The 22,721-nt window shown below is 68.1% G+C and carries 21 protein-coding genes; 10 read left to right on the top strand and 11 right to left on the bottom strand.

Annotated elements, in window-relative coordinates; translation table 11 throughout:
• Positions 1–50 precede the first annotated feature (50 nt).
• The 3 genes from OG884_RS17750 to OG884_RS17760 all read left to right on the top strand — a co-directional run bounded on the left by OG884_RS17750 (position 51) and on the right by OG884_RS17760 (position 3,134).
• Positions 51–2,267, top strand: coding sequence for a sensor histidine kinase (locus OG884_RS17750; RefSeq protein ID WP_326646463.1), 2,217 nt, complete (start codon positions 51–53; stop codon positions 2,265–2,267).
• Between the two features lie 112 nt (positions 2,268–2,379).
• Positions 2,380–2,769 (top strand): roadblock/LC7 domain-containing protein, encoded by a 390-nt coding sequence (locus OG884_RS17755; RefSeq protein ID WP_089210923.1) that lies wholly within the window; start codon positions 2,380–2,382, stop codon positions 2,767–2,769.
• Positions 2,766–3,134 carry a DUF742 domain-containing protein gene (locus OG884_RS17760; protein WP_326646465.1) on the top strand — a complete coding sequence of 123 codons (369 nt, stop codon included), beginning with the start codon at positions 2,766–2,768 and terminating at the stop codon, positions 3,132–3,134. Before OG884_RS17755 ends, OG884_RS17760 begins: the two co-directional genes overlap by 4 nt.
• 72 nt (positions 3,135–3,206) lie before the next feature.
• Here the strand turns inward: OG884_RS17760 and OG884_RS17765 are convergent, their stop codons facing one another.
• From OG884_RS17765 to OG884_RS17780, 4 genes are all read right to left on the bottom strand, one after another.
• Entirely contained in the window at positions 3,207–3,782 is a 576-nt protein-coding gene (locus OG884_RS17765; RefSeq protein ID WP_326646466.1) for a GTP-binding protein, read from the bottom strand.
• Positions 3,763–4,110 carry a DUF742 domain-containing protein gene (locus tag OG884_RS17770; protein WP_326646467.1) on the bottom strand — a complete coding sequence of 116 codons (348 nt, stop codon included), beginning with the start codon at positions 4,108–4,110 and terminating at the stop codon, positions 3,763–3,765. Before OG884_RS17770 ends, OG884_RS17765 begins: the two co-directional genes overlap by 20 nt.
• Before the next feature lie 67 nt (positions 4,111–4,177).
• Positions 4,178–4,585, bottom strand: coding sequence for a roadblock/LC7 domain-containing protein (locus OG884_RS17775; RefSeq protein ID WP_326646468.1), 408 nt, complete (start codon positions 4,583–4,585; stop codon positions 4,178–4,180).
• Positions 4,582–7,050, bottom strand: coding sequence for a sensor histidine kinase (locus tag OG884_RS17780; protein WP_326646469.1), 2,469 nt, complete (start codon positions 7,048–7,050; stop codon positions 4,582–4,584). The genes OG884_RS17775 and OG884_RS17780 overlap by 4 nt, the downstream gene beginning before the upstream one ends.
• A 159-nt stretch (positions 7,051–7,209) precedes the next feature.
• Here OG884_RS17780 and OG884_RS17785 point away from each other — a divergent pair, with 159 nt between their 5' ends.
• Together OG884_RS17785 and OG884_RS17790 are read left to right on the top strand one after the other, a co-directional pair.
• Entirely contained in the window at positions 7,210–8,016 is an 807-nt protein-coding gene (locus OG884_RS17785) for an SDR family NAD(P)-dependent oxidoreductase (protein ID WP_326646470.1), read from the top strand.
• A 208-nt stretch (positions 8,017–8,224) separates the two neighbouring features.
• Positions 8,225–9,253: an acyltransferase family protein gene (locus OG884_RS17790; RefSeq protein ID WP_326646471.1), complete on the top strand. Its 1,029-nt coding sequence runs from the start codon at positions 8,225–8,227 to the stop codon at positions 9,251–9,253.
• A 5-nt stretch (positions 9,254–9,258) separates the two neighbouring features.
• Here the strand turns inward: OG884_RS17790 and OG884_RS17795 are convergent, their stop codons facing one another.
• A complete protein-coding gene (locus OG884_RS17795; RefSeq protein ID WP_326646472.1) occupies positions 9,259–11,256 on the bottom strand; it encodes an FAD/NAD(P)-binding protein in 1,998 nt (665 codons plus the stop codon).
• 455 nt (positions 11,257–11,711) lie between these two features.
• Between OG884_RS17795 and OG884_RS17800 the strand changes: the two genes are divergently transcribed.
• From OG884_RS17800 to OG884_RS17810, 3 genes are all read left to right on the top strand, one after another.
• Positions 11,712–11,912, top strand: a complete 201-nt coding sequence (locus tag OG884_RS17800) for a hypothetical protein (protein WP_326646473.1) — start codon at positions 11,712–11,714, stop codon at positions 11,910–11,912.
• Positions 11,913–11,940: 28 nt separating this feature from the next.
• On the top strand, positions 11,941–13,434 hold the full coding sequence (locus OG884_RS17805) for an SPFH domain-containing protein (RefSeq protein WP_326646475.1): 1,494 nt from the start codon (positions 11,941–11,943) through the stop codon (positions 13,432–13,434).
• A 159-nt stretch (positions 13,435–13,593) separates the two neighbouring features.
• Complete coding sequence (locus OG884_RS17810) at positions 13,594–13,866, top strand: GlsB/YeaQ/YmgE family stress response membrane protein (protein WP_326646476.1); 273 nt, start codon at positions 13,594–13,596, stop codon at positions 13,864–13,866.
• 203 nt (positions 13,867–14,069) lie between these two features.
• Here the strand turns inward: OG884_RS17810 and OG884_RS17815 are convergent, their stop codons facing one another.
• Both OG884_RS17815 and OG884_RS17820 read right to left on the bottom strand, forming a co-directional pair.
• Positions 14,070–14,291 (bottom strand): DUF397 domain-containing protein, encoded by a 222-nt coding sequence (locus OG884_RS17815; RefSeq protein ID WP_326646477.1) that lies wholly within the window; start codon positions 14,289–14,291, stop codon positions 14,070–14,072.
• Between the two features lie 33 nt (positions 14,292–14,324).
• A complete protein-coding gene (locus OG884_RS17820; RefSeq protein WP_326646478.1) occupies positions 14,325–15,227 on the bottom strand; it encodes a helix-turn-helix domain-containing protein in 903 nt (300 codons plus the stop codon).
• Positions 15,228–15,454: 227 nt separating this feature from the next.
• Between OG884_RS17820 and OG884_RS17825 the strand changes: the two genes are divergently transcribed.
• Positions 15,455–15,742: a hypothetical protein gene (locus tag OG884_RS17825; RefSeq protein ID WP_326646479.1), complete on the top strand. Its 288-nt coding sequence runs from the start codon at positions 15,455–15,457 to the stop codon at positions 15,740–15,742.
• A 427-nt stretch (positions 15,743–16,169) separates the two neighbouring features.
• On the opposite strand, the gene OG884_RS17830 is transcribed toward OG884_RS17825, so the two are convergent.
• Positions 16,170–16,625 (bottom strand): helix-turn-helix domain-containing protein, encoded by a 456-nt coding sequence (locus tag OG884_RS17830; protein WP_326646480.1) that lies wholly within the window; start codon positions 16,623–16,625, stop codon positions 16,170–16,172.
• A 150-nt stretch (positions 16,626–16,775) separates the two neighbouring features.
• Between OG884_RS17830 and OG884_RS17835 the strand changes: the two genes are divergently transcribed.
• Complete coding sequence (locus OG884_RS17835; protein WP_326646946.1) at positions 16,776–17,303, top strand: NUDIX hydrolase; 528 nt, start codon at positions 16,776–16,778, stop codon at positions 17,301–17,303.
• Between the two features lie 101 nt (positions 17,304–17,404).
• Here the strand turns inward: OG884_RS17835 and OG884_RS17840 are convergent, their stop codons facing one another.
• From OG884_RS17840 to wecB, 3 genes are all read right to left on the bottom strand, one after another.
• On the bottom strand, positions 17,405–18,403 hold the full coding sequence (locus tag OG884_RS17840) for a Fic family protein (RefSeq protein WP_326646481.1): 999 nt from the start codon (positions 18,401–18,403) through the stop codon (positions 17,405–17,407).
• A 991-nt stretch (positions 18,404–19,394) separates the two neighbouring features.
• On the bottom strand, positions 19,395–21,452 hold the full coding sequence (locus OG884_RS17845) for a glycosyltransferase family protein (protein WP_326646482.1): 2,058 nt from the start codon (positions 21,450–21,452) through the stop codon (positions 19,395–19,397).
• A 62-nt stretch (positions 21,453–21,514) separates the two neighbouring features.
• Positions 21,515–22,684, bottom strand: coding sequence for a non-hydrolyzing UDP-N-acetylglucosamine 2-epimerase (wecB, locus tag OG884_RS17850; protein WP_326646483.1), 1,170 nt, complete (start codon positions 22,682–22,684; stop codon positions 21,515–21,517).
• Positions 22,685–22,721 lie beyond the last annotated feature (37 nt).

Consider the following 22,721-nt stretch of genomic DNA (forward strand, 5'->3'; position numbering starts at 1 on the left):
ATCGTCCGGGGGCTCCCCCTGGCGTTCCGTGAGCGAGCCGTTGAGGTGACATGGCATCGAGCAAGTCCATCCGGTTCAAGGTCTCGGTGCTGCTGGCCATCCCTCTCACCTCACTGGTGGCGGTATGGGGCTTCGCCGCGGCCGTCACGGTCGGCGACTCGATGAGCCTGCGCTCCATCGGCACACTGTACGAATCCATCGGCAAGCCCACCGCCGACCTGAAGAACGCGGTCCAACGCGAGCACATCCTGTCGGCCGAGTACCTGGCCACCCGCTTCGACTCCGACCACAAGACCCTCACCGGACAGCGCGCGGTCACCGATCAGGTCCGTAACCGTCTCCGCCAGGAGATGGACGGGGACGCGGTGCAATCGGAGATGTCCGACGAGATGAGGACACGCTACGCCGAGCTGACGAGGCAGGTGGAAGGGCTCGACGCGATCCGCGCCAGGATCGACTCCGGGCGGATCGGCCCGGTAGGGCTTGTAGAGGAGTTCGCGAGGGTGCCGGATGCCCTGAACCGGCTCTACAACACCCTGAGTCCCGGCAACGAGATCCCGATCTACCGCCAGTTGCGCGGCGCCGTGGCGGTCGACCAGGCCATGAACATGCTCAGCCGCGAGCGGGCGCTCGCCACGGGACCGCTGGCGCTGGAGAGCCCGATGACGGCGGGCGAGATGCGAATGTTCACCCGGCTCGCCGGTAGCCGGACCTTCCTCATGGAACAGGCGCTCCCCGAGCTGGAGCCCTCGCTGCGCGCCCCCTTCACAGAACTGATCGCCTCCTCGCCGTACGCCCGGTTCACCGCCGTGGAGTATCGCCTGCTGCGCGGCCACAGCGTCTCGGCCGCCGAGTGGCGTGCCGCGGGCGACGCGCTGGACGCCGCCTACCAGCGGTCGATGGCGGAGGTCGGTCCCATGCTCGTCGCACGGGCCAAGCCCGCGACCACGGGCGTCTACGTCCGCGCCGACCTCGTCGGCGTGCTCGGCCTCGTCGCGGTCGTCGCGTCGCTGCTCGTCTCCTACCGGATCGGCAGCGGGGTCACCAGGGAACTCGCCGCCGTGCGGCGGGCCGCCGCCGACCTCGCGGAGGTGCGGCTTCCCGGGATGATGGAGAAGCTGCGCCGCGGCGAGAAGGTGGACGTGACGACCGAGGCGCCCGCGCTGGAACCGCTGGGCAGTACCGCCGAGATCCACGATGTCGCCGCCGCCTTCGACAGCGTCCGGCGCAGCGCCGTGGACGCCGCCGTGGAACAGGCCAGGCTGCGCGAGGGCACCGCCCAGTCCTTCCGTAACCTCGCCCGCCGGAGCCAGTCGCTGCTGCAGCGCCAGCTGAAGCTGCTCGACGGCATGCAGAAGCGGGCGGAGAGCCCCGAGGCGCTGGAGAACCTCTTCAGGCTCGATCACCTCACCACCCGCATGCGCCGCCACGCCGAGGGCCTGGTGATCCTGTCCGGTGGGGCGGCGGGCCGCACGTGGCGCTCGCCGGTGCCGATGGAGGACGTGCTGCGCGGGGCCGCCGCCCAGGTCGAGGACTACGCCCGGGTGCGGATCTACCCGATGGGCGGCACCACCCTGGTCGGCAACGCCGTCGCGGACATGATGCACCTGTTCGCGGAGATCCTGGAGAACGCCACGGTCTTCTCCCCGCCCGACAGCCAGGTCTCGGTCCGGGGTGAGCTCGTGGGCCGCGGCTTCGCCGTCGAGATCGAGGACAGAGGGCTCGGGGTGACCGCGGAGAGGCGTGCCGCGATCAACGAGCGCCTGGCCAGCCCGCCGGAGTTCGACCCGGCCGACACCGACCGGCTGGGCTTCGCCGTGATCGGGTTGCTGGCCGCCAGGTACGGGGCCGAGGTCGTGCTGCACTCCTCGCCGTACGGCGGCACCGCGGTGGTCGTCCTCATCCCCGAGGAACCGCTCGGAGAGCCGGAGCCCGTCGAGCAGTTCCCGGAGCCGCCGGTGCTCACGGTCATCAGCGTCCGGCCCGAGCCTGAGGGACGGTCGGAACGGGCCGCCGGGTCCGGTGAACCCGTTGAGCCGGCGGTGCCGATTCCGGTGGACCTGTGGAGGCCGCTGCGGCGCGTCGGCGGTCTGCCACGCCGGGTACGGCAGGCCAACACGCCGCCGAGGCAGGTCAGGGAGTCACGCCCGCCCGACGCCGAGATCGAGGAGCGGTCGCCGGAGGAGGCGAGGGCGCTGATGAGCGCCATGCAGTCCGGCTGGCGGCGTGGCCGGGCCGCCGACGAGGACGGCGATGCCGAGCGTTGAGCCGGGCCGCGAGAGCGGGAGCGCGGGCGGAGACGGGTCCACAAGACCGGATTCGCCGCGCCGGTGGGGGGAAAAATCAACATGATCATCAGAGGGGAAGGGGTTTAACCACGTGCCGGGTGAGCTTTATTGGCTGCTGGATGACTTCGTCACGAGTGTGGCGGACGTTTCGCACGCGCTGATCCTGTCCAACGACGGGCTGATGATGGCCTCGTCCAGAGGGCTGAGCAAGGAGGACGCCGATCACCTGTCGGCGGTGGCTTCCGGCTTCCAGAGCCTCGCGAAGGGCACCAGCCTGCAGTTCGGCGGCGGCGCCGTACGCCAGACGATGGTGGAGATGGACTCCGCGTTCCTCTTCGTCACCTCAGCCGGTCAGGGGAGTTGCCTGTCGGTCATGACCACCGGTGCCGCCGACGTGGGCCTGATCGCCTATGAGATGGCCCGCCTGGTCACCCGTGTCGGACAGCATCTGGCCACCGGACCCCGGATGGCCGGCCAATGAGCGACGACGTCGAGTGGGTGGACGAGGAGGCCGGTCCCGTCGTCCGCCCCTACGCGATGACCGGGGGACGCACCAGGGCGTCGTCCTCGCTCGACCTGCTCTCGATGGCGGTGGCGACGGGGACGCCGATCTCCCCGGGAGCGTACCTGGGCTCCGAACACCGGCGGCTGCTCAAACTGGTCAGGCGGGCACGCCCGATCGTGGAGATCGCGTCGGACGCCGACCTGCCGGTCGGCGTGATCAAAGTCCTGCTGGGCGACCTGCTCGACCAGGGCCTGATCCTGGTGAGATCGCCGATTCCCGCCGCCTCCGTGCCACCGGAGAGCCTGCTGAGGGAGCTGATCAGCGGCCTGCGGGCACTGTGACCTCCCGCCGGGGCGGCTGTGCCCATGTCCGGTCCCCGGCACCGGGGCCGGGAGCCACCCCCGGCCCGTTCCTCAGCTCTGGCTGGCCGTCAGCACCTTCAACGAGTGCTCCACGAGGGTCACGAGCACCGTCTTCGCCGAGACGCGGCGCCGCACGTCGCAGAGGAGCACCGGTACGTCCACGTCGAGGTCCAGGGCGACGCGTACGTCGTCCGCCTCGTGCTGGGCGGCGCCGTCGAAGCAGTTGACGGCCACGATGAACGGTGTGCCGCGCTGCTCGAAGTAGTCGATCGAGGGAAAGCAGTCGGTCAGCCGCCGGGTGTCGGCCAGTACCACGGCACCCAGCGCGCCGTAGGACAGCTCGTCCCACATGAACCAGAATCGCTCCTGGCCGGGGGTGCCGAACAGGTAGACGACCAGGCCCTCCCTGATCGTGATGCGGCCGAAGTCCATCGCGACGGTGGTGGTGGTCTTGCCCTCCACGCCGTCGACGTCGTCGATGCCGATACCGCGGTCGGAGAGCACCTCCTCGGTGCGGAGCGGCCGGATCTCGCTGATGGCGCCCACGAGAGTGGTCTTGCCCACCCCGAAGCCGCCCGCGATGAGAATCTTGAGGGCGACGGGTTCGTCAGAGGGCCCGAAGTCCATTGATCACTTCCTTGAGAATGCGCTCGCTCGCGGAGGCGCGCCCGATCGAGATGAGCTTGTGGTCCTGCAGGTCGCCGAGAAGGACCCTGACCACGCCGAGTGGCAGGTTGAGGTCCGAGGCGACGTCGGCGACCGAGGTCGGGGTGGTGACCATGGCGAGAATGCGTTCCTGTTCCGGCCCGGGGACGAATCCCCCGGACGGCCCGGCGCGGGTCGAGGTGACCATCGCGACCAGATCCAGAGTGTCACCGGAGGAGCGGGTGCGACCCCTGATGAGCGCGTAGGGCCGGACGACCGGTCCGGCCTCCTCGTCCATCCAGCGTGTCATCCGGACCTCCGGCACCGGGTTCGGGGGTCCAATGGGCCGTGGACGGCGTCGCCACCCGCTCCCCCGCTCATGAGAGACCTTGGCGCGGACCGGTGGAGATGTGCTGGCCCACCCGCTTGACCAGCATCGCCATCTCGTACGCGACATGGCCCACATCGGCGTCGGAGCTGCTCAGCACGGCCAGGCAGGTTCCCTGTCCGGCAGCGGTGACGAACAGGAACGCCGACTCCATCTCCACGATGGTCTGGCGCACCTCACCACCGCCGAAATGGCGCCCCGCGCCGCGTGCCAGGCTCTGGAACCCGGCTGCGACCGCGGACAGATGTTCGGCGTCCTCGCGGTTGAGCCCCTTCGAGAAACCGACGGCCAGCCCGTCGGTGGAGAGGAGCACCGCCTGGCGTACCGCGCTCACCCTGCTGGTCAGGTCGTCGAGGAGCCAGTTCAGCTCGCCGGTGTTGGTCAATTTTCCGGTCATGTGTCCCCCTTGTCGCCTGTTGTATGGTGCGCGAGGGCATCGTCCTGCTCCTCGCGTCCGCGCCGTGCACCCGCCTGGAAGGCGGAGAACAACGCGCGGACCTCGTCGGGTGAACGCTCCTCGCGCGGTTCCGCCCTCGGCTCCGGCTCGGCGGACTCCGTCGCCTCGGCCTCCTGGCGGAGTTGAGGCGCCAGGTTCGCCTGCCGGATCCGGCGGGGCAGGCCGCCCGGCCCCGTAGCAGGCTGTGAGGCCGTCCTACGCGCCGGAGCGTCATTGCCACGCTCGATCTCGTGAGGCGTCTGGTGAGACTCACGGGACCCCCGTGGCGACTCCTGATGCGGCGCGGGGAAGGATGCGCGGGCCCGGCCGGTCTCCTGGCCCACGGACCCGCCCGGATGCCTCTCCTGCCCGGCGGACGGGGCACGGGCCGGCAGGTTGGTCACCACGCTGAGCGACGGCGCGGCGGTGGACTGGGCAGGGGAGGCCGGCCTCGTCCTGCGGGGCAGGCCGTTGCCGTTGACGGGGGGCGAGAACGTGTCGGGCGAGGAGGGGGCGAACAGTTCTCCCGGACGCTTGGCGGCGTGCTCGGTGCTGGAGGAGGCCTGCTCCACGGTGAGGGCGAGCGGCGACCCCTGCTGGGCGATCACCGTACGGGGGATGAACACGATGGCCGTGGTGCCGCCGAACGGCGAGTTGCGCAGCATGACCTGGATGCCGTGCCGGGAGGCGAGCTGGCCCACCACGAACAGGCCCAGCCGGTCGCTGTCGGCCAGGTCGAACTCCGGCGGGCCGGCCAGCCGCTCGTTGATGGCCGCGTACTCCATGGGGCCCAGGCCCAGGCCGCGGTCCTCGACCTCGACGGCGAACCCGTTGGCCACCACGTCGCCGCGTACGGTCACCATGGCCTGCGGCGGGGAGTAGATCGTGGCGTTTTCGACCAGCTCGGCCACCAGGTGGGTGATGTCGGCGACCGTGCTCCCGTCGAGCGAGACGTCGGCCACCGGCATCACGTTGACCCGGGTGTAGTCCTCGACCTCGGCGATCGCGGCCCGCAGGACGTCGATCACCGGCACCGGCTTGCGCCACGACCGGCCGGGCGCCGCACCGGACAGGATGATCAGGCCCTCGGCGTGCCGCCGCATGCGGGTGGTCAGGTGGTCCAGCTGGAACAGGTCCTCAAGGCTGTCGGGGTCGGTCGCCCGGTGCTGCATGCTGTCGAGCAGGGTGAGCTGGCGGTGGAGCAGGCTCTGCTTGCGCCGGGCCAGGTTCACGAAGACCTGGCTGACGCCACGCCTCAGGTTGGCCTGGCCGACGGCGGCCTCGACCGCGGTCCGCTGCACCGAGCCGAACGCGTGGGCCACGTCGCGCACCTCGGCCGAGCCGCACGCCTGGATCGGCGGCGCCTCGGCCTGCACGTCGACCTCCTCGCCGCGCCGCAGGCGGTCCACGACGCGGGGAAGCCGCACGTCCGCCAGGTCCAGGGCGGCCGAACGGAGCCCGGCGAGCTCGGCGGCCAGGCGGCGGCCGAAGCGGACCGAGAAGATGATCGACGCGACCACCGCGATCAGGCCGACGCCGCCGGCGATCACGATCCGGAGCAGGACGCCGGTGGCCATCGTCTGCGCCCGGTCCGCCAGTTCCTTGGAGGCGGCGAGATTGACCTTGTCGAGCCAGGTCGAGATCTCGTTCACGCTCGCCTTCCACCGGCCGGCCTCGGGAGCCAGCCGGTTGCCGGTCGATCCGGCGATGGCCTTCTCCAGGTTCGTGAACCTCACGAAGGCCGCGGACTTGAAGGTGTCGCGGTACGCCGTGCCCAGCTCGGGATCGAGTGAGGCCGCGCCCTTGGTGTGCAGGAATTTCCGGGTGGTGACGTACTCGCCGAAGGCCTTGCGCTCCCCCTCTGACAGCCGGTAGTCGATCAGAGCCCCGCTGACCAGCGCGTTCTCCCTGGCGAGCATCTCGTAGGCGTTGCCCATGCCCTGCATGGCCGTGGCCTGCTGGAAGATCGCCAGATCGGGCACCGCGGCCATCTGGTCGTACACCAGGAAGACGGCGTCGAGAACATGGTTGTAGTTCGACAGCACCTCCAGCCGTGACTGCTGCCCGCTGTCGATACCCGAGCGGACGTTCGAGAGGGTGTCGAGCCGGCTGAGCAGCCTGTCCAGCGAACTGCGAAGTTCCGGGCTGCCGGAATCATCGGAGGCGGTGGCCTTCTTGAACGCCTGGACCGCGCGGTCGGTCCGGGAGCGCTGCTCGCCCATACCGCTGGTGAGGACCCGGGAGCTGATCGCCACCGACGACTGCATCCGCTCCGCCTGAAGCTGTAGTCCCAGCTCCGTGGAGGTCATGCCCACCGACTGGTAGATGCTGTTCGCATTCAGCAGTGCGATCCCGTCACCGATGGTGAGGTTGAGCACGAAGCCCCACAGTGCGCTCAGTGACAGCAGCGGCAGGAGCAACAGCAAGAAAATCTTGAACCGAATCGAGCGGTTTCCAGAGCCCATGTCCACTCGTCCCAACCTCTGAGCGTGTGGAGGCTCGTGCCGGTTTAGGGATGGATAGGCCTCCGGAAGATCGCATAGGAGACTAGCACCGAATATGCTTTCTGCGCAGTGGAGGATCGGATGACTAGTGTGATTACCGGGGCCAGTGCCGGAATTGGCGAGGCAGCGGCGGTAGAGCTCGCGAGGCGCGGGCAGCGGGTTGTTCTGGTCGGCCGTAATCCCGATAAGACAACTCGCGTGGCGGAAAGGGTGACGGCCGTCTCCGGAACGGTCCCGGATACGTTCACCTGCGATTACACCTCCTTGGACGATGTGCGCAGGCTGGGGGCCGAGCTGCTGTCCCGCTACGAGCGGATCGACATTCTCATCAACAACGCGGGCGTCATGAGCAGCGAGCGCACGCTCACCCGCGACGGCCACGAGACGATGATCCAGGTCAACCACCTCGCCCCCTTCCTGCTGACGAACCTGCTGCTTGAGCGGGTCGGGGAGCGTGTGATCACCACCTCCTCCCGGGCGGGCAAGACCGGGCGCCTCGACCCGTCCGACCTCGACCGTGAGCGGCGGCGCTGGAGCGGCTGGCTCCAGTACGGGGACTCCAAGCAGGCGGGTGCCCTCTTCACAGTGGAGCTGGCCCGGCGCCTCGCGGGCACCGGGGTGACCGCGACCTGCTTCCACCCCGGTGTGATCAGGACCGAGTTCGCCCAGGCGACGTTGATGATGTGGATGGTGAAGAACATCCCCGGCATGGGCCAGACCGTCGAGGAGGGTGCGAGCACCATGGTCCACCTCGCCACCCACCCGGACGGCACCGCCCACCCGGGCCGCTACTTCGCCAAAAGCGCCCCGGCGGCCGTCCCCAGGAGAATGGCCGACCCCGCGCTGGCACGCGCACTCTGGGACGCCAGCGCCGCCGCCGTCGCGTAGTCGCGCCGTCGCCTAGCCGCGCCGCCGTCGCCGTTGCCGTCGCGTAGCCGTCGCCGTCGCCGTCGCGTAGCCGCCGCTCCGCCGCGCGCCCTCGCCGGGGGCGCGGCGGGGAAGTCCCCGCCGCTCCCCGCCGGGGGCGCGGCGGGGATTTCCCCGGCTGTCACCGGCTGTTCGCCGGGCGTTGGGCGGGTCCGGTTACGGTCCGGCTGTGAGTGTCGCAACCCCGCTGCGGGCCGTTCTCCCGCACGCCGCGGGCAGGGACCCGTTCTTCGACAACGCCAAGTTCCTGGCGATCACCCTGGTCGTCTCCGGCCACCTGATCGAGGACCTGCGGGACGTGCCGGTCGCGCACGCGGCCTACTTCTACGTGTACACGTTCCACATGCCGCTGTTCATCGTGCTCAGCGGCTACCTGTCGCGGAACTTCACCTTCTCCTCCGGCAAGGCGCGCAAGCTGATCAGCACGCTCGCCGTCCCGTACGTGATCTTCGAACTGCTCTACTCGCTGCCGCGCCTCATCCTGTACGGCAAGCTCGACATCAGCCTCCTCGACCCGTACTACCTGACCTGGTTCCTGATGTCGCTGTTCCTGTGGCGGCTGTCCACACCGGTCTGGCAGCAGTTGCGGTGGCCGCTGACGGTCGCGGTCGGGCTGTCGCTGCTGTCGGGGGTGAGCAGGCTGCCCGACGAGCTGTCGATGAACCGGACCCTCGGCCTGCTCCCGTTCTACGTGCTCGGGCTGATGCTCCGTCCGGAGCACTTCGAGTGGCTCAGGCGGCGGTGGGTACGGGCCGCGGGGGCGATCGTGCTGGCCGCGGGGGGCGCCCTGACGCTCGCCGTGCACACCCAGGTGAGGACAGAGTGGATCCGGTGGCGGCACGCCAACGACGTGATCGGCGTCGACGACCTCACCGGCAGCCTGATCCGCCTCGGCATGCTGGCCGCCGGTGCGCTGCTCGTCGCGGCGTTCCTGGCGGTCACCCCGGCCCGGCGTACCTGGTACTCGGAGCTCGGCACGGCGACGATGTACGCCTACCTTCTCCATGGCCTGGTGGTGAAGGTCGCCGAGCGGTTCTACGGCGACTGGGCCCAGACCCTGCCGGGGGTGACGGCCGTGGCGCTCCTCGGGGTGGGGCTCGCCGCCCTGCTGTGCACGGGGCCGGTGCGGCGCGTCACCCGCTGGGCGGTCGAGCCGAGGATGAGCTGGGCCTTCACCAGACTGAGAAAACCCGCCTGACCCCGTCAGCGCTGGAGCTCGGCGACCGCGCGGTAGGCGGCGGTGACGGCCGCGTCGGCGCGGGCGGCGGGTACGGAGTCGGAGTTGGCGATCGCGATCCGGCCGTGCGGCCGGCGGGCGACGGCCGCCGGCGGGTTCCCGTCGGGGTAGAAGTCGAGGTCCCACGGGGTGGCGTACTCGGGTGTGTAGCCGTGCCCCCACCGGTTGATCGTGATCGCCTCGATGTCGCGGGCCGCGTCGAAGCCTCCCGGGCCGAGCAGCCGGGTGAGCTGGTCGCGGATGCTGTACTCCAGTTGCCCGTACGGTGTCTCGATCAGGGCGTACCGACCGGCGATCGAGCCGCGCGCGGGTGACACGCCGGGGGTGACGGGCGTGCTGACCATGTGCACCGCGATCGGCTCCCGGGGTGTCCTCGGGCACCGGTAGCCGCCGACGTCGGCCGGGTCGTCGAGCTCGGCCACGCACCAGCGGGCGCCGGTGAACCTGGCGCGTCTGATCCCGATCTCCTGCCAGGCCCGCCAGTCACGGAGCTGGACCGTCGCGTACAGCACGGGCACCTTGACCGCCCGGTACAGCGCCGCCCGCTGCGCGGACGGCAGGTCGCCGACCAGGTAGGGGATCATCGAGTTCCAGCAGGCCATGATCACGCTTCCGGCCCGTACGGTCCGTACCCACTTGCCGTCGAAGTAGCCGACCGTGGCACCGGTGGCCGCCTCCGGCAGGCCGTCGTTGACCGCCGAGACCACCGGGCTGGACAGGCGTACCCGGACCCGGTTGCCCGGCCGGTCGAGCAGACCGTAGTCGAAGCTCGCGGTGGTGATCCCCGCCATGTCGCCCGTCGTGGCGAAGCCGGGAATCATCCGGGCGGCCATCATCCGGACGATCGCCTGGTTGCCCTCGGGGAAGCGGTAGGCGCGAGGCTCGTCCGTGTCCCACTCCTTGATCACGGTCGGGGAGTTGTATCTGGACGGCTTGGAGGCATCGAGCCCGAGCCCCTGGAACCCTGGGTACCGGTACTCGTCGGCGCCGGCCCAGGCGTCGATCGCGCCGAAGGCGTCGGAGCCGTAGGCCCACTCGTCACTCGGCATGGTCTGGACGAACTTCAGCACGTCCGGGTGGACCCCGCAGACCTCGGCGAGGAAACCCGAGTAGGTGAGCCGGGCGAGCCGTTCCTGTTTCTCCTCACCGGACAGGCCGGGAAACCAGTCCGGAGGGGCGCCGTACAGCATGAGCAGGTCCTTTCCGGCCTGCTCCGCGACCGGCAGTTCGGCGATCCACCGCGGTGCCCGCTTGCCGGGGGTGAACACGACCAGCCTCTCGGCCGGGAAGGTCTCCCGGTCGCAGAAGACGCTGTCGTGCATCCCCAGGTCCGCGTACAGCCGCCGCTCCCCGGCGAGCCTCTCGGGGCGGATGCCCAGCTTGGCGAGCAGGTCCTTCCCCTCGGGGGTCCACGCCGCCGGGTTGATGATCGCCCGTGACCCGCCGTACGCGACCAGCGGCCCCTTCCTGGCCCTCGGGCGGAACTCGTTGCGCAGGGCGTGCCCGCCGATGTCGTCGTGGTTGTCCAGGATCAGGATCCGCGCGCCGGGGTCGCGCTCCAGCCACCGGTGGGCCGCGCTGAGACCGCTGATCCCCGCGCCGACCACGACCAGGTCATAGCGCTCGCCGGTGGGTTCGGGCATGCCCGCGTACGCCCAGAACCGCTGGTCGCGAAGGGCGTGGGGCACGCTCAGCGCCTCCGCGGTGTCGCCGCGCAGCCCGGTGAGGGACGGCGGGTAGGAGGTGTCGGGCGAAAGCTCCAGATCTTCCGCGTCGGCGAGGCGGGACGCCTTCGCCGCGCTCTCGGCGGGGGAGGCGTCCCATCCGCCGGCTCCGGGCAGCGAGCACGCCGCCGCGATCCCCGTGGCCGCGATCATCCCGTCGAAGAAGTCCCGGCGGGAGATGGGCCGGTCCATGCCGAGTTCCAGGGCCTTAAGTGGATTGATCTCATGAGGATCGGTCATGGGGCGATCATCACGATGTGAATGGATCGCCGCGGTCGCCGCGCTGCGTTTTCGGGAACTTTTTACCCATGCCATTAGCGCGCTGTCACGATATCTCCTGCATGAGAGCCATGTCGTGGTCGACGGGAATTGAAAAGGGCATCGACGTCACGCCGGCTTATCCGGTCCGGGGAAAACAGCCCTAGCCGGGAGCATCCCGGCGCGCCGGCACGCACCGCTCCGCCCGCTCCGCGCCTTTCCGGCACTGACCTCGGATTCCGCGGGTCAGGAGGCGACGTGGATGCGAGGGGCGCCTGCTGTATGGATTGTCGGGATAAGCCGGAACGTTATGGTGAGTCGGCTCGTTACCTGTATAAGGTGAAGCACGGGGATTAACGGTGGAAGTCCGGCAGAGCTCATGCCGCGGCATGGTAGGCATTCGTTTTCCCTCTGACAGCTGGTCCGGGGAGTATCGCGTGGTCGGTAAAGAGGGCAGGGTCACCGGAAAGATCGGTCCCGGCCTGGTCGGGGAGGTGATGGTGGCGGTCCGCGGCGGTGTCGAGGCGTTCTACGCGTATCCCACGGTTCCCGACGAGGAGATCGCCACCGGCTCGATCGTCGTGGTCGTCACCTTCTTCCCGCCGCGCACCGTCTACGTCGCCCGAGCGCTCGCCTGACACCTCATCCCCCATCGTGGAGGCCGCGATGCCTACGGAGTACTTCGTCATCGGGGGCGTCGTCCTCGTCGCCCTTCTCGTCATCGTCCTGTTGTTCAAGGCCATCTGGCGGGTGGCCGAGCCCAACGAGGCGCTGATCATCTCCGGGCTCGGCGCCCGGGGCAGGGCCGAGGAGGCCGACAGCCTCGGATTCAAGATCATCACAGGTAAGGGCACCTCGGTGCTCCCCGGATTCCAGACCGCGCGCCGCCTGCGCCTGGACAGCCGTGCCGCCAACCTCCAGGTCTCCTGCGTCACCCAGCAGGGCATCCCGGTGGTCGTACGCGGCGTCGTGATCTACAAGGTCGGCGACGACCTGCACTCGATCGCCAACTCCGCCCGCCGTTTCCTGGACCAACAGGATTCGATGAACGGCGCCATCCACGAGCTGTTCACCGGCCACCTGCGGTCGATCATCGGCAACCTGACGGTCGAGGACCTCATCCTCAACCGCGAGCGGCTGACCGGCGAGACCCGCGCCTCGGCCGCCGATGAGATGATCAAGCTCGGCCTGATCGTCGACTCCCTGCAGATCCAGGAGATCGAGGACGAGACGGGCTACATCACCAACCTCGGCAAGCCGCACGCCGCCAGAATCGCCGCCTCGGCACGCATCGCCGAGGCCCAGCGCGACCAGGAGGCCACCGAGGCCGAACAGGTCGCCGCAGCCAACAAGGCCGCCGCCTGGCGCGACTCCCAGATCAAGCAGGCCGCCTACCAGGCCGAGATCGACGAGGCCCTGGCCAGGTCCCGCCAGGCCGGGCCGCTCTCCGAGGCGTCCGCCCGCCAGGAGGTCGTCGTCCAGGAGACCCGTGCCGCGGAGCTTGAGGCGGCGCTGGCCGAGCAGCGACTCCAGGCTCAGGTCCGCAAGCCCGCCGACGCCAGGGCGTACGAGACGGTGACGGCCTCCCAGGCGGAGCGCGACGCCCGCATCGCCCAGGCCGAGGCCGAGGCCCGCGAGACCGAGCTTCGCGCCGCCGCGCAGGCGTCGCAGGTCAAGCAGGCCGCCGCGGCCGAGGCGGAGTCCGTGCGGCTGCGCGGCCTCGCCGCCGCCGACGCGACGAAGGCCACCGGTCTGGCCGCCGCGGAGGCCTCCAGGGCACAGGGACTCGCGGAGGCCGAGGCGGCCAAGGCGAAGGGCCTGGCCGAGGCCGACGCGATCCGGGCCCGTGCCGAGGCCCTCGCCGAGAACCAGGAGGCGGTCATCGCCCAGCAGCTCGCCGAGAACTGGCCGCAGATCGTCGAGGCGGGGGCGAGGGCCTTCGGCAACGTCGACCACATGGTCGTGCTCAACGGCGCTCAGGGCGTCGAGGAGATGCTCGCCAAGGCTCTCACCCTCGGCGGCGCCGGTCTCGGACTCGCCCGCTCCCTGCTGAGCGGCACCACCCCCGGCAGCACCCCCGGAGCCCCCGCCACCCCCGCCGTTTCCAACGGCACCACGGCTGTCGAAACCCCCGGAAAGCCCGTCGACCCGACCCCCTGACACCGGGAATCCCCGGGGACGATCACAGGCCGGAACCCGTATACGACCACTTCAAGACAGGATCGTGACCCGTGGCCACTAATTCGGGGCACTCCGTTATGTGTTGTCGCCCTTCCTCAGGGCATACGCCTGGCAGCTGAGCAGACAGGAGCGTGGAACATGACAGTCACCGGCATCATCACCGCCATCGTCATCGGCGCCGTCATCGGTGCCCTCGGTCGGCTCGTCGTGCCCGGCAAGCAGGGCATCCCGATCTGGCTGACCATCGTCATCGGTATCGTCGCCGCCCTCATCGGCACCGCGATCGCCGGAGCCCTCGGAGTCGCCACCACGTCGGGCATCGACTGGGTCGAACTCATCATCCAGATCGCCCTGGCCGCCGTCGGCGTCCTTCTGGCGGTGAGCCTGTACGGCAGGCGAGGCGTCCGGTAACCAAGTCCACCCGTGCCCGGAGCCGGGTTCCCGGAAAAACCCGGGAAGCCGGAGACCGGCGCCCCGGCACCCACGACGCCCCCGGCCCGGAACCCTCCGGACCGGGGCCGTCGTCACGCATGGCCACCGCCCAGAACACGTCATACGCCTCGAACACGGATGCCCAACTCACGCTTGGAAACCCTCCCCGACCAGTCACGCGATCAGGGACGTGTGTCGAAGTCTCCAGCCTTGATACGACCAAGGAAGATTCGCCACTCGTCAGGTGAGAAGATCAGCGCCGGGCCGTGGGCGTCTTTGCTGTCCCGGACGGCCACGATCCCAGACAGATTACCTGCCACCTCGACACACGCTCCGCCGTTGCCATTGCTACACGAACTCTTGCGCCACTCCGCATGGGATAGGTCCACAGGCTGGTTCTCCACCGTCCCGCACTCCGTTTTCTCTTGAATCGGTCGTCACTTCCCAAGTTCGCTCGCCACTCGTGCGATGAGCTCCCCCGAAGAGTCGGTAGGCAGGGCAGCAGCACGCAGGTGGTTGAACATCAGCGTATACCGCTCTACTTCGGACTGCTTTTCCAGATAAATCGTTCCGGTGGGGTACTCGATGTAGACCACATCAGGATCGTTCGGGCCGAACTGGAGTACGTGGAATCCTCCGCCCATCGCCGGATGCGCTCCAGCTGAAAACGGCAGAACCTGAAGGGTCACGTGTGGCAGTGTGGCGGCCTGCACCAGGTATTCGAGCTGGGTACGCATCACCTGGACGCCTCCGACCGGACGCCGGATGGCCGCTTCGTTGATGATCACCCACAGGTGTGGTGGGTCATCGTTTTCCAGCAGCTTCTGGCGCGCGACGCGCACCATTACTCGCTGATCTACCTCTTCTTCGGATGCTCTGATCTGTGCGGCACGATGCACCGCACGTATGTAGTCCCCGGTCTGCAGCAGCCCCGGCACGAACTCGGATTCGTAAAGATGCAGTGCCGAGGCTTCTGACTCCAAGCCGACGTAGACCTCGAACCATTCAGGCACAGCCTGCCCATAGGCATGCCACCAGCCGCGTTGCCGAGCTTCCCGGGCCAAGGTGAGCAACGCGTCGCGCTCCCTGTCCTGGACCTCGTAGACAGCGAGCAAGGCTCGCACGTCGCTGGGTTGCACCGCCCTGCGGCCAGTCTCGAAACGGCTCAGCTTGGTGGCGTGCCAATCGAGCTGTTCGGCCACCTGATCGATAGTCAGCCCCTTTTCCTCCCGAATTCGACGCAGTTCGGCGGCAAGCCGACGCCGCCTGACGGTTGGGCTGTGTGCCTGACGAACCAATCCCAAATCCTCACTATCGGTATAAGTCGGCCGCATTTTCATAATGATCTCTTTTTGGGCAGTTGCTTGCTGGCAGTTGCCAAAAAGCAGCTACGGGAACACACTTGCAATGCTTCCATGGTTCAAGGCTTCAGACGTCAAAGTCCAACTACTTGGCGCAACCGTCCGATGGCGAGCTGCGAATCAGTCAGGTCGTTCCTCTATTGCGAACGGTCCATGACACCAACGAATGCACCCACAAGCCGTACGACTGAAAGGACAGACAGCAGATGAAGGAATGTGGTTCACAAGAGCAGTTGATTCACCTGGTGCGGCTGGGGTGGGACCTGCGGGGGCTGGGGGTGAGTACCTCGCTGGTGTTGCCCCAGGTGGGGCAGCCGGTGCTGGAGGTCATGGCGGTGGGTGAGACCCGGGTCCGGATCGCCGTCATCCGTCGCGCCTGCGGGTGGGTGTTCGTCTGGCGGCCCTGGTGGGCCAGGGTGTGGCGGCCGGGCGAAGGGGTCTGGGCCGGGGCCGACAACGCCGCCGACGTCATCGTCTCGGCGGCGATCGCATGAACGTGAACGCCTACGAACAGGCGACCTGCCGCTACGTCCGATCGCCCCAAATGCCTCATCCGAGATCTGCTGAGTCCACTTCGCCTGCACCAGAACCGCCTGTGCGATCCGGATTCAGCCAGAACCACGCTCGTCTTCCAGGCGGCCCACTCGGACGGGTCGCCTGGCTTGACATTGGTGCCCCCGATGCCGCAGTAGCCGTCCGGTACTTTGAACAGGTATCGCTGGTGGTAGTGGTTCGCTTCAGCCGACACATCGTTCTCACTGTCACCCTCGCCTCGGCGACCCGCGTTGCGCTGCATTTCGTCGCGAATCCCGCTGGTCCACCTGGTCTGGAGCCGTCCCGTCATGGCCAGGCGGATGAGCAGGTCGCGAAGTGTGTTGCCATAGAGCACGTTCGCGTCATAGACCACCACAAAGCTCATGCTCAGATGCCCAGCTCCTGGCCTAGCGCAGCAAGTTGATCGGCAGCCGTACGGCGCTTGGCGCCATCGCGACGTTTGTACTCCTGAAGGTCCTCGTATGTAACACGCCTGTGCTTGCCAACCAAGCGGAAGGGGATCCCTCCTTCCTCCAAAAGCTTGATCAGGTGGGGGCGCGAGACGTTCAGCATGTCCGCCGCCTGCTGGGTCGTCAGCTCAGCCTGAGAGGGGATGACCGTCACCCCTCGCCCTTCAGCCGCCTGGGCAAGGATGAAGGCCAACAGGCTCACAGCTTCCCGAGGCAAGATCAATGGGTCCTCAGCACCGTGTTCCACGACAACACGGATGGCCGACTGCTCGTGAGATCGCATGAGGTAGTCCTTGATGCGGCGCACAGCACGGCCAGCCATCTCGGCATCAATGCTTCCGGGCTGTACCCGCTTGGCCTGCACATCTGTCATCGCCGTACCTCCTTCTCACAGTATCCGCAACAAACGAAATAAACGCAAGCGATGACAGCAGGTATCTGGAACACCGGCTGATCCGCACCGCGCCCGGAGCCGGTACCGTGGTCACCGATGAGCGGCGCCGGGTGCTTCTGATCTGGCCGCATCGCTTCATCACCGACTCCTGGGGGCGGGAGATCCCCGTCGGGAAGATCGAGGACGGGGAAGCCGGCAGTCGCCGCAGCGCGCGAGGTCGAGAAGGAGACCAGCTGGCGACCTGGGCCACTGCGCCCGCTGGTGAAGCAGCCCACTAACGGCAGCTCCGACTCCGTTCACCACATCTTCCGCACCGACAGCACCACTTACATCGGCCCGCCCACCGAGGGATGGGAGGCCGAGCGTGTCGAGTGGGTACCGCTGGGCGACATCCCTTGGCCAGTCGGCAAGGGTGACATCGTGAGCGGCACCGGCATGGCCGCGCTGCTGTATACGTCCTCACCGAGTCGTAGGCGGCGGCTGAGATCCGGACAGCCGACACGGCGGACGATCAGCGGATCAACTGTGGCCGGACAGCATGACGGCTCGCGCCCGGGAATTGAGCGCGAGCCGTCCAGCGAGATCTGTGGAGTTACTCCTTGGTCGGAACTAGGCCCGTCTGGCAGGCGCCCCACCCGGACGGGTCACCCGGCTTGACGTTGGTGCCACCGATGCCGCAGTAGCCGTTCGGCATCTTGTAAAGGCACTGCTGGTGGTATTCCTGCTGCTCAAGTCATATTTTATCCATGGCAGAGACATCACGACCGGCGATGCCTCGACTTGAGATAGTCGTTCACCCACTTCTTGCTGCTACGCCACATACCGTCGTCCCCCTTGACCGCACGGAGTCGTCCCCGTGCGGCAGCTACCCGGAGGGCATTTTCGGTGACGTCGCGCGTCGCGAGAGCAGGTAGGGGGACAAGCTTGACCGGGCCGGCCACCGCCGGCATAACGAAGCGGTACAGATTCGTCGTCACGCTGCGTGCGATGAGTTCACCCAATGGGCCGAACTCGTCATTGTCGGCTCGACGCATCGCCTGAAGGTACTTGTCACGGTCACGCTTGTAGATGATCGCTGGTGGATATTCAATCCTGGAAAGTATCAGGTTGAGCACCAAACGGCCCGTCCGTCCGTTGCCGTCAAGGAACGGGTGTATTTCTTCGAACCGGTTATGAACGTGGGCCAAGCGTTCGGGGAGGGGTTCCTCGGACTCACCGCGAAGGTCGTCGACAGCCTTCACCCAGTCTCGCATCCGGGGGTCGACTTCCGGCCATGGCGGCGGCTTCATACCTCCCGGGAACTTGGCGATCTCGTGCTGCCGGAAGTTCCCCGGGCCTTCGGCGGGGGTGGCATGAGGATGGGGGTCTACAGCCCACACGAGCGACATGGCGGTGTGGTGTATCTGACGAACCTCCTGGAGCGTGATGAGATCTCCGTTTTGCCAGTCTCCCGGCTCCAGCGCCTGCCCATACACCCACTTCGCGGCGTCGCCGTATCCCCTTACCTCCATGTAGTCCTTGAGCGGCTTCGCGCCTACCGCCCGGCCCTCCTCAAGGAGCTTCTCCACCTCTTGCAGTACGAGCGTGTTGCCCTCGATCGCAGTGCTGTTGTGGGCTTCCTGGTGCCAGATGTCAGACCAGATGTCCTCTGCCTCAGCGGGCGAGGGCAATCCACCCAAGCGGTCACGGAGTTCTCGAACGGCCTCGTCGAGGCGCTGATACACAGTCGCCCTGGACGGCCTGCCCGGTCCTGACACCGATGCTCCCCATAATTTTGTTCGGCTGGGTCGAATTAACTGTACCGAACAAAGTCGACTTGGGTTGTTCGCCTTCACCGAAAGAAGCGAACCGAACAACTGGCCTGGCGATCCGGCGCCACGACCAAGGAGGACAAGACGTCAGCGAGGCGTACCCCTCCCTCTGGTCACAGTGGCGATCCGAGTCGCGGTGTGCCTGTCCGGTTGGACCACGGTAGAGGAGTGGAGCGAGGTACCCTCCGGTCGCGGTGGCGGCCCGAGTCGCGGTGTGCCCTGCCAGACCGATCACACTCGCCCCTGAGCCAAGCCATGACCGGCAACGACAAGCCGCAGCAAGCTGACCGGCGACGGCGAATCACGACGGGTCTGATGAACTACGGTGAGCCTCCCTGCGCTCCTTTCCGCACCGATGCTTCAGCTACGGCGCTGGACCTCGGACGACCCCCGTACGGATTGCTTCAGCGTCGAAGAGCCCAATCGGCGGCCCGTAGGAAAGCGGCTACGGCCCGCAGGGCGTACGGCGAGGCAAGGGGTGCGCGGAGGTGGGCGGGTGCTCCGGGCGGCTTATAAGAATCCGCAACCAGCGCGCCCGCCAGGCCGGAGGCCTGAACCCCCAGACCCGCCACCAACAACGGCCGCCCGGAGCACCCGCCCACCGGAGCGCGAACGCGTCCCCGAGAGAACGCGTCCCCGAGAGAACGCGTCCCCGAGAGAACGCGTCCCCGAGAGAACGCGTCCCCGAGAGAACGCGTCCCCGAGAGAACGCGTCCCCGAGAGAACGCGTCCCCGAGAGAACGCGTCCCCGAGAGAACGCGTCCCCGAGAGAACGCGTCCCCGAGAGAACGCGTCCCCGAGAGAACGCGTCCCCGAGAGAACGCGTCCCCGAGAGAACGCGTCCCCGAGAGAACGCGTCCCCGAGAGAACGCGTCCCCGAGAACAGCCGACCCGCCATCAAGCACGCCGGAACCCCCGCGACGGCCCGGCCAAAAAATCAGATCATCACATGCGCATCCGGATGCCCCGCAAAAGAGAACTGCGCGTTGCGGGTGAGCTTGATGTCGTCGGCCTGCCAGGTGTGCATGCCCGCGTCGCCGCTGCGCCAGTAGACGAAGTTGAACCGGTCCGCGGAGTAGATCTTGACCCGATCCTCCTTGAGCCGGCGGACCAGACGGGTGTCCTCGCCCCGGGTCACGTCCTCGAAGCCGTAGTGCCGGAACATGTCGGCCTTGCCGAGGAAGGTGCCGCCCTGCACCAGGAAGGCGTAGCGGTGCTCCAGACCCGGCAGGCGCAGCATCGTGGTGTTGCTGCCCTCGAAGTAGGCGTAGTGCGCGCCCTTGCCGACCAGTTCGGCGTCGGAGTAGTCGAAGGCGCGAGCCAGGTCCGACAGGTAGTGCTCGCCGTACAGGTTGTCGTCGTCCATCTTGGCGATCAGCTCGCCCTCCGCGGTGGCGATGCCCAGGTTGAGGCAGGCACCCAGTGACAGCGACGAGTCGGCGGGCAGCACCACGACGTCGGTGATCCCGGCCATCCGCGCCTTGTCGGCCACCACGACGGGGTCGATGTCGAGCCCGTGCAGGACCATGACGAGCTGGACAGGACGGTGGGTCTGCTTGGCCACCGAGGAGATCGCGTGCTCGATCTGGGTGGCGCGGTTGGTGGGCAGCACCACCGAGATCGACCGGGTCCGCCGCTGAACCGGCTTGCCGAGCAGTTCCAGGATCTGGTCCACCCGGTGCGAGAACAGGTGTTTGTCGAAGACCTCGCGCATCGCCAGATGCCCCTGGCGGGCGCGCAGCTCGGGGCTGTTGATCAGGTGCAGGACCTGGTTGTACGACTCCAGCTCGTCACGGGCGATCGGGATCAGCGACCCGAAGGTCTCCTCGATGGCCCGGGACCAGCCCGAGACGATCGACGTCGAGCAGGCCGACAGCTCGAAGACCCGGCGAGCGCACATGGTCGGCGAGTCGAGCACCGAGTTCACGTTGAGGAAGACCTTGTACATCTTGTACGCGGCCAGCATCTGGTCGTACGGGAGCTCGCCCACGATGTGCGGGACGTACTCGGCAGGCCAGGCGTACTTCTCGTCCACGGTCCCGTTGCGCGCGAAGATGTGCAGGCCGAGCTCGCGGATCGGAGCGAGGACGGTCTCCATCTGCTCGCGGCGCTCGGGGTGCTTGTCCCTGAAGTACATGCCCGCGAAGACCACGTCGTTCAGGCGCCCGCGCTTCTCCTGGATCGGGTTGTGCACCCGGGGCTGAGCGGCGAACTGCAGGACGTCGACCCGGTCGTGGCCCAGCACCTCGCGGTAGCGGGAAACCATGTCGCCGTCGCAGGTGAAGACGTAGTCGAACAGCTTGGCCGTGTCGATGAAGAAGTCAAAGTTCGGCGGGTCCTCCTTGTTCCAGAAGACCGTGGGGATCCCCTCGACGCGGCACCAGTCGATCAGGGCGCGCAGCTCGGGCTTGGGGGCGTTCGTCCCGGTCATCTGGTAGCGCCAGCGGCCCTGGTTGCCGTGCCAGGCCGACTCCACGAACAGCAGCTCGGGCCGGCGCTCGGCGAAGATCTCCGGCCAGTCGCGGAGCCCGAACTCGATCTGGTCCCACTCGTACTTGAACGCCATCCGGGAGAAGTCGTCCAGGATGACAGCGACCTTCATGTCCGGGCGGACGATGGGACCGGTCGGCCACTTGACCTGCGGTACGTCGACCACGGGCCCCTGCTGGTTGAGTTCGGCGATCACCTCGGCCACCGGGCGGGGCGGCTTGGGGCCCTTGCGCGCCTGCATCGCGGAGCGCAGCCTGCCCGGCAGCGCGGTGACCCCCGACCCCTTGGCCGCGGTCAGCGCCTCGGCCACCCGGTACGGGCGCTGCACCTTGGTCGACTCCAGCTTCCACTGCGCGTAGTCGGCCTTCGCCTCGGCGATGGCGAGCCGCCGCTCAAGGTCCCGGACGCGCTCCTCGAAGCGCTCGACGACCTTGCGCTCCTCGGGCAGCCAGTTGATCGGCCCGAGACGCTGGAACTTCGGCTCTTCGGGGGTCTCATCGCTCATGGGGATCGCCTTCGTCCTGGGTCGTGCCAGGCTACGGCCTAAGCCGTGCCGAAATAATCGTTTTAAAGGGATTTGGGCGGTACGGACTGCCCAGCCGGGGAGAGGTTGTTGCCACGCAACCAGCTCTCGATCACCCGGGCGATCCGAGGGCCGGCCTTGCCGTCCCAGAGCGGGGGCAGCTCGCCCGACGGCGTCGCCGCGCCGTCCGCCAGCGCCAGGTCGGCGGCGGCGGGCAGCTGCGCCGGGGTGACCAGCCGGTTGGTGCCGTGCGTGATGGTGATCGGCCGCTCGGTGTTGGGCCGCACGGTAAGGCAGGGGACGCCCAGCATGGTCGTCTCCTCCTGGACGCCGCCGGAGTCGGTGACGACCAGCGTCGCGCCCCGCACCAGCGACAGGAAGTCCACGTAGCCCAGCGGATCGACGATGCGCAGATTCTCCCCGTCCACCAGCCCGGCCTCGGCCAGGCGGGTCCGGCCGCGCGGGTGCAGCGGCACCATGATCGGAAGGCGCTCGCTCACCGACAGCACCGCCTCGACCAGCTCCTTGGCGGAGGCGGGGTCGTCGACGTTGCCGGGACGGTGCAGGGTGGCGACCCCGTACCGCTCGGGAAGACCGAGCCGGGAGCGGACCGGGGCGGGGTCGAGGTGGTCCAGCGCCGAGAACAGGCTGTCGATCATCGGGTTGCCGACGAGGTGCACCCGGGCCGGGTCGATCCCCTCGGCGGCCAGGTGGGAGAGCGCGTCGGGGGAGGTGGCGAAGAGGATGTCGGACAGACCGTCGGTGATGACCCGGTTGACCTCTTCGGGCATCCCACGGTCGAAGGAGCGCAGGCCCGCCTCCACGTGCGCGGTCGGCACGTTGAGCTTGGCGCACACCAGGATCGCGGCCAGCGTCGAGTTCACGTCGCCGTAGACGACGACCAGCGTCGGCCGCTGCTCAAGCACCACGTCCTCAAGGCCGACGAGCAGCGCCGCCGTCTGGCGGGCGTGCGAGCCGGAACCGACGGCCAGGTTGGCGATCGGCTCGGGGAGGCCGAGGTCGGCGAAGAACACGTCCGACATGAGCGCGTCGTAGTGCTGACCGGTGTGGATGATGCCCTGCCGCACGCCCAGTTCGGCGAGCGCGCGCACCACGGGAGCGGCCTTCACGAAGTTGGGCCGTGCGCCCAGCACGTGCAGGACAAGGGGATTCTCCGGGCCCTGAGCAGCACCCGGACGGTCGAAGTCCCTCATTGACCTCGCCTTTCATGCGGCAGTGGGGCAAACCTTG

The organism is Streptosporangium sp. NBC_01755 (assembly GCF_035917995.1).
Classification (GTDB): Bacteria; Actinomycetota; Actinomycetes; order Streptosporangiales; family Streptosporangiaceae; genus Streptosporangium.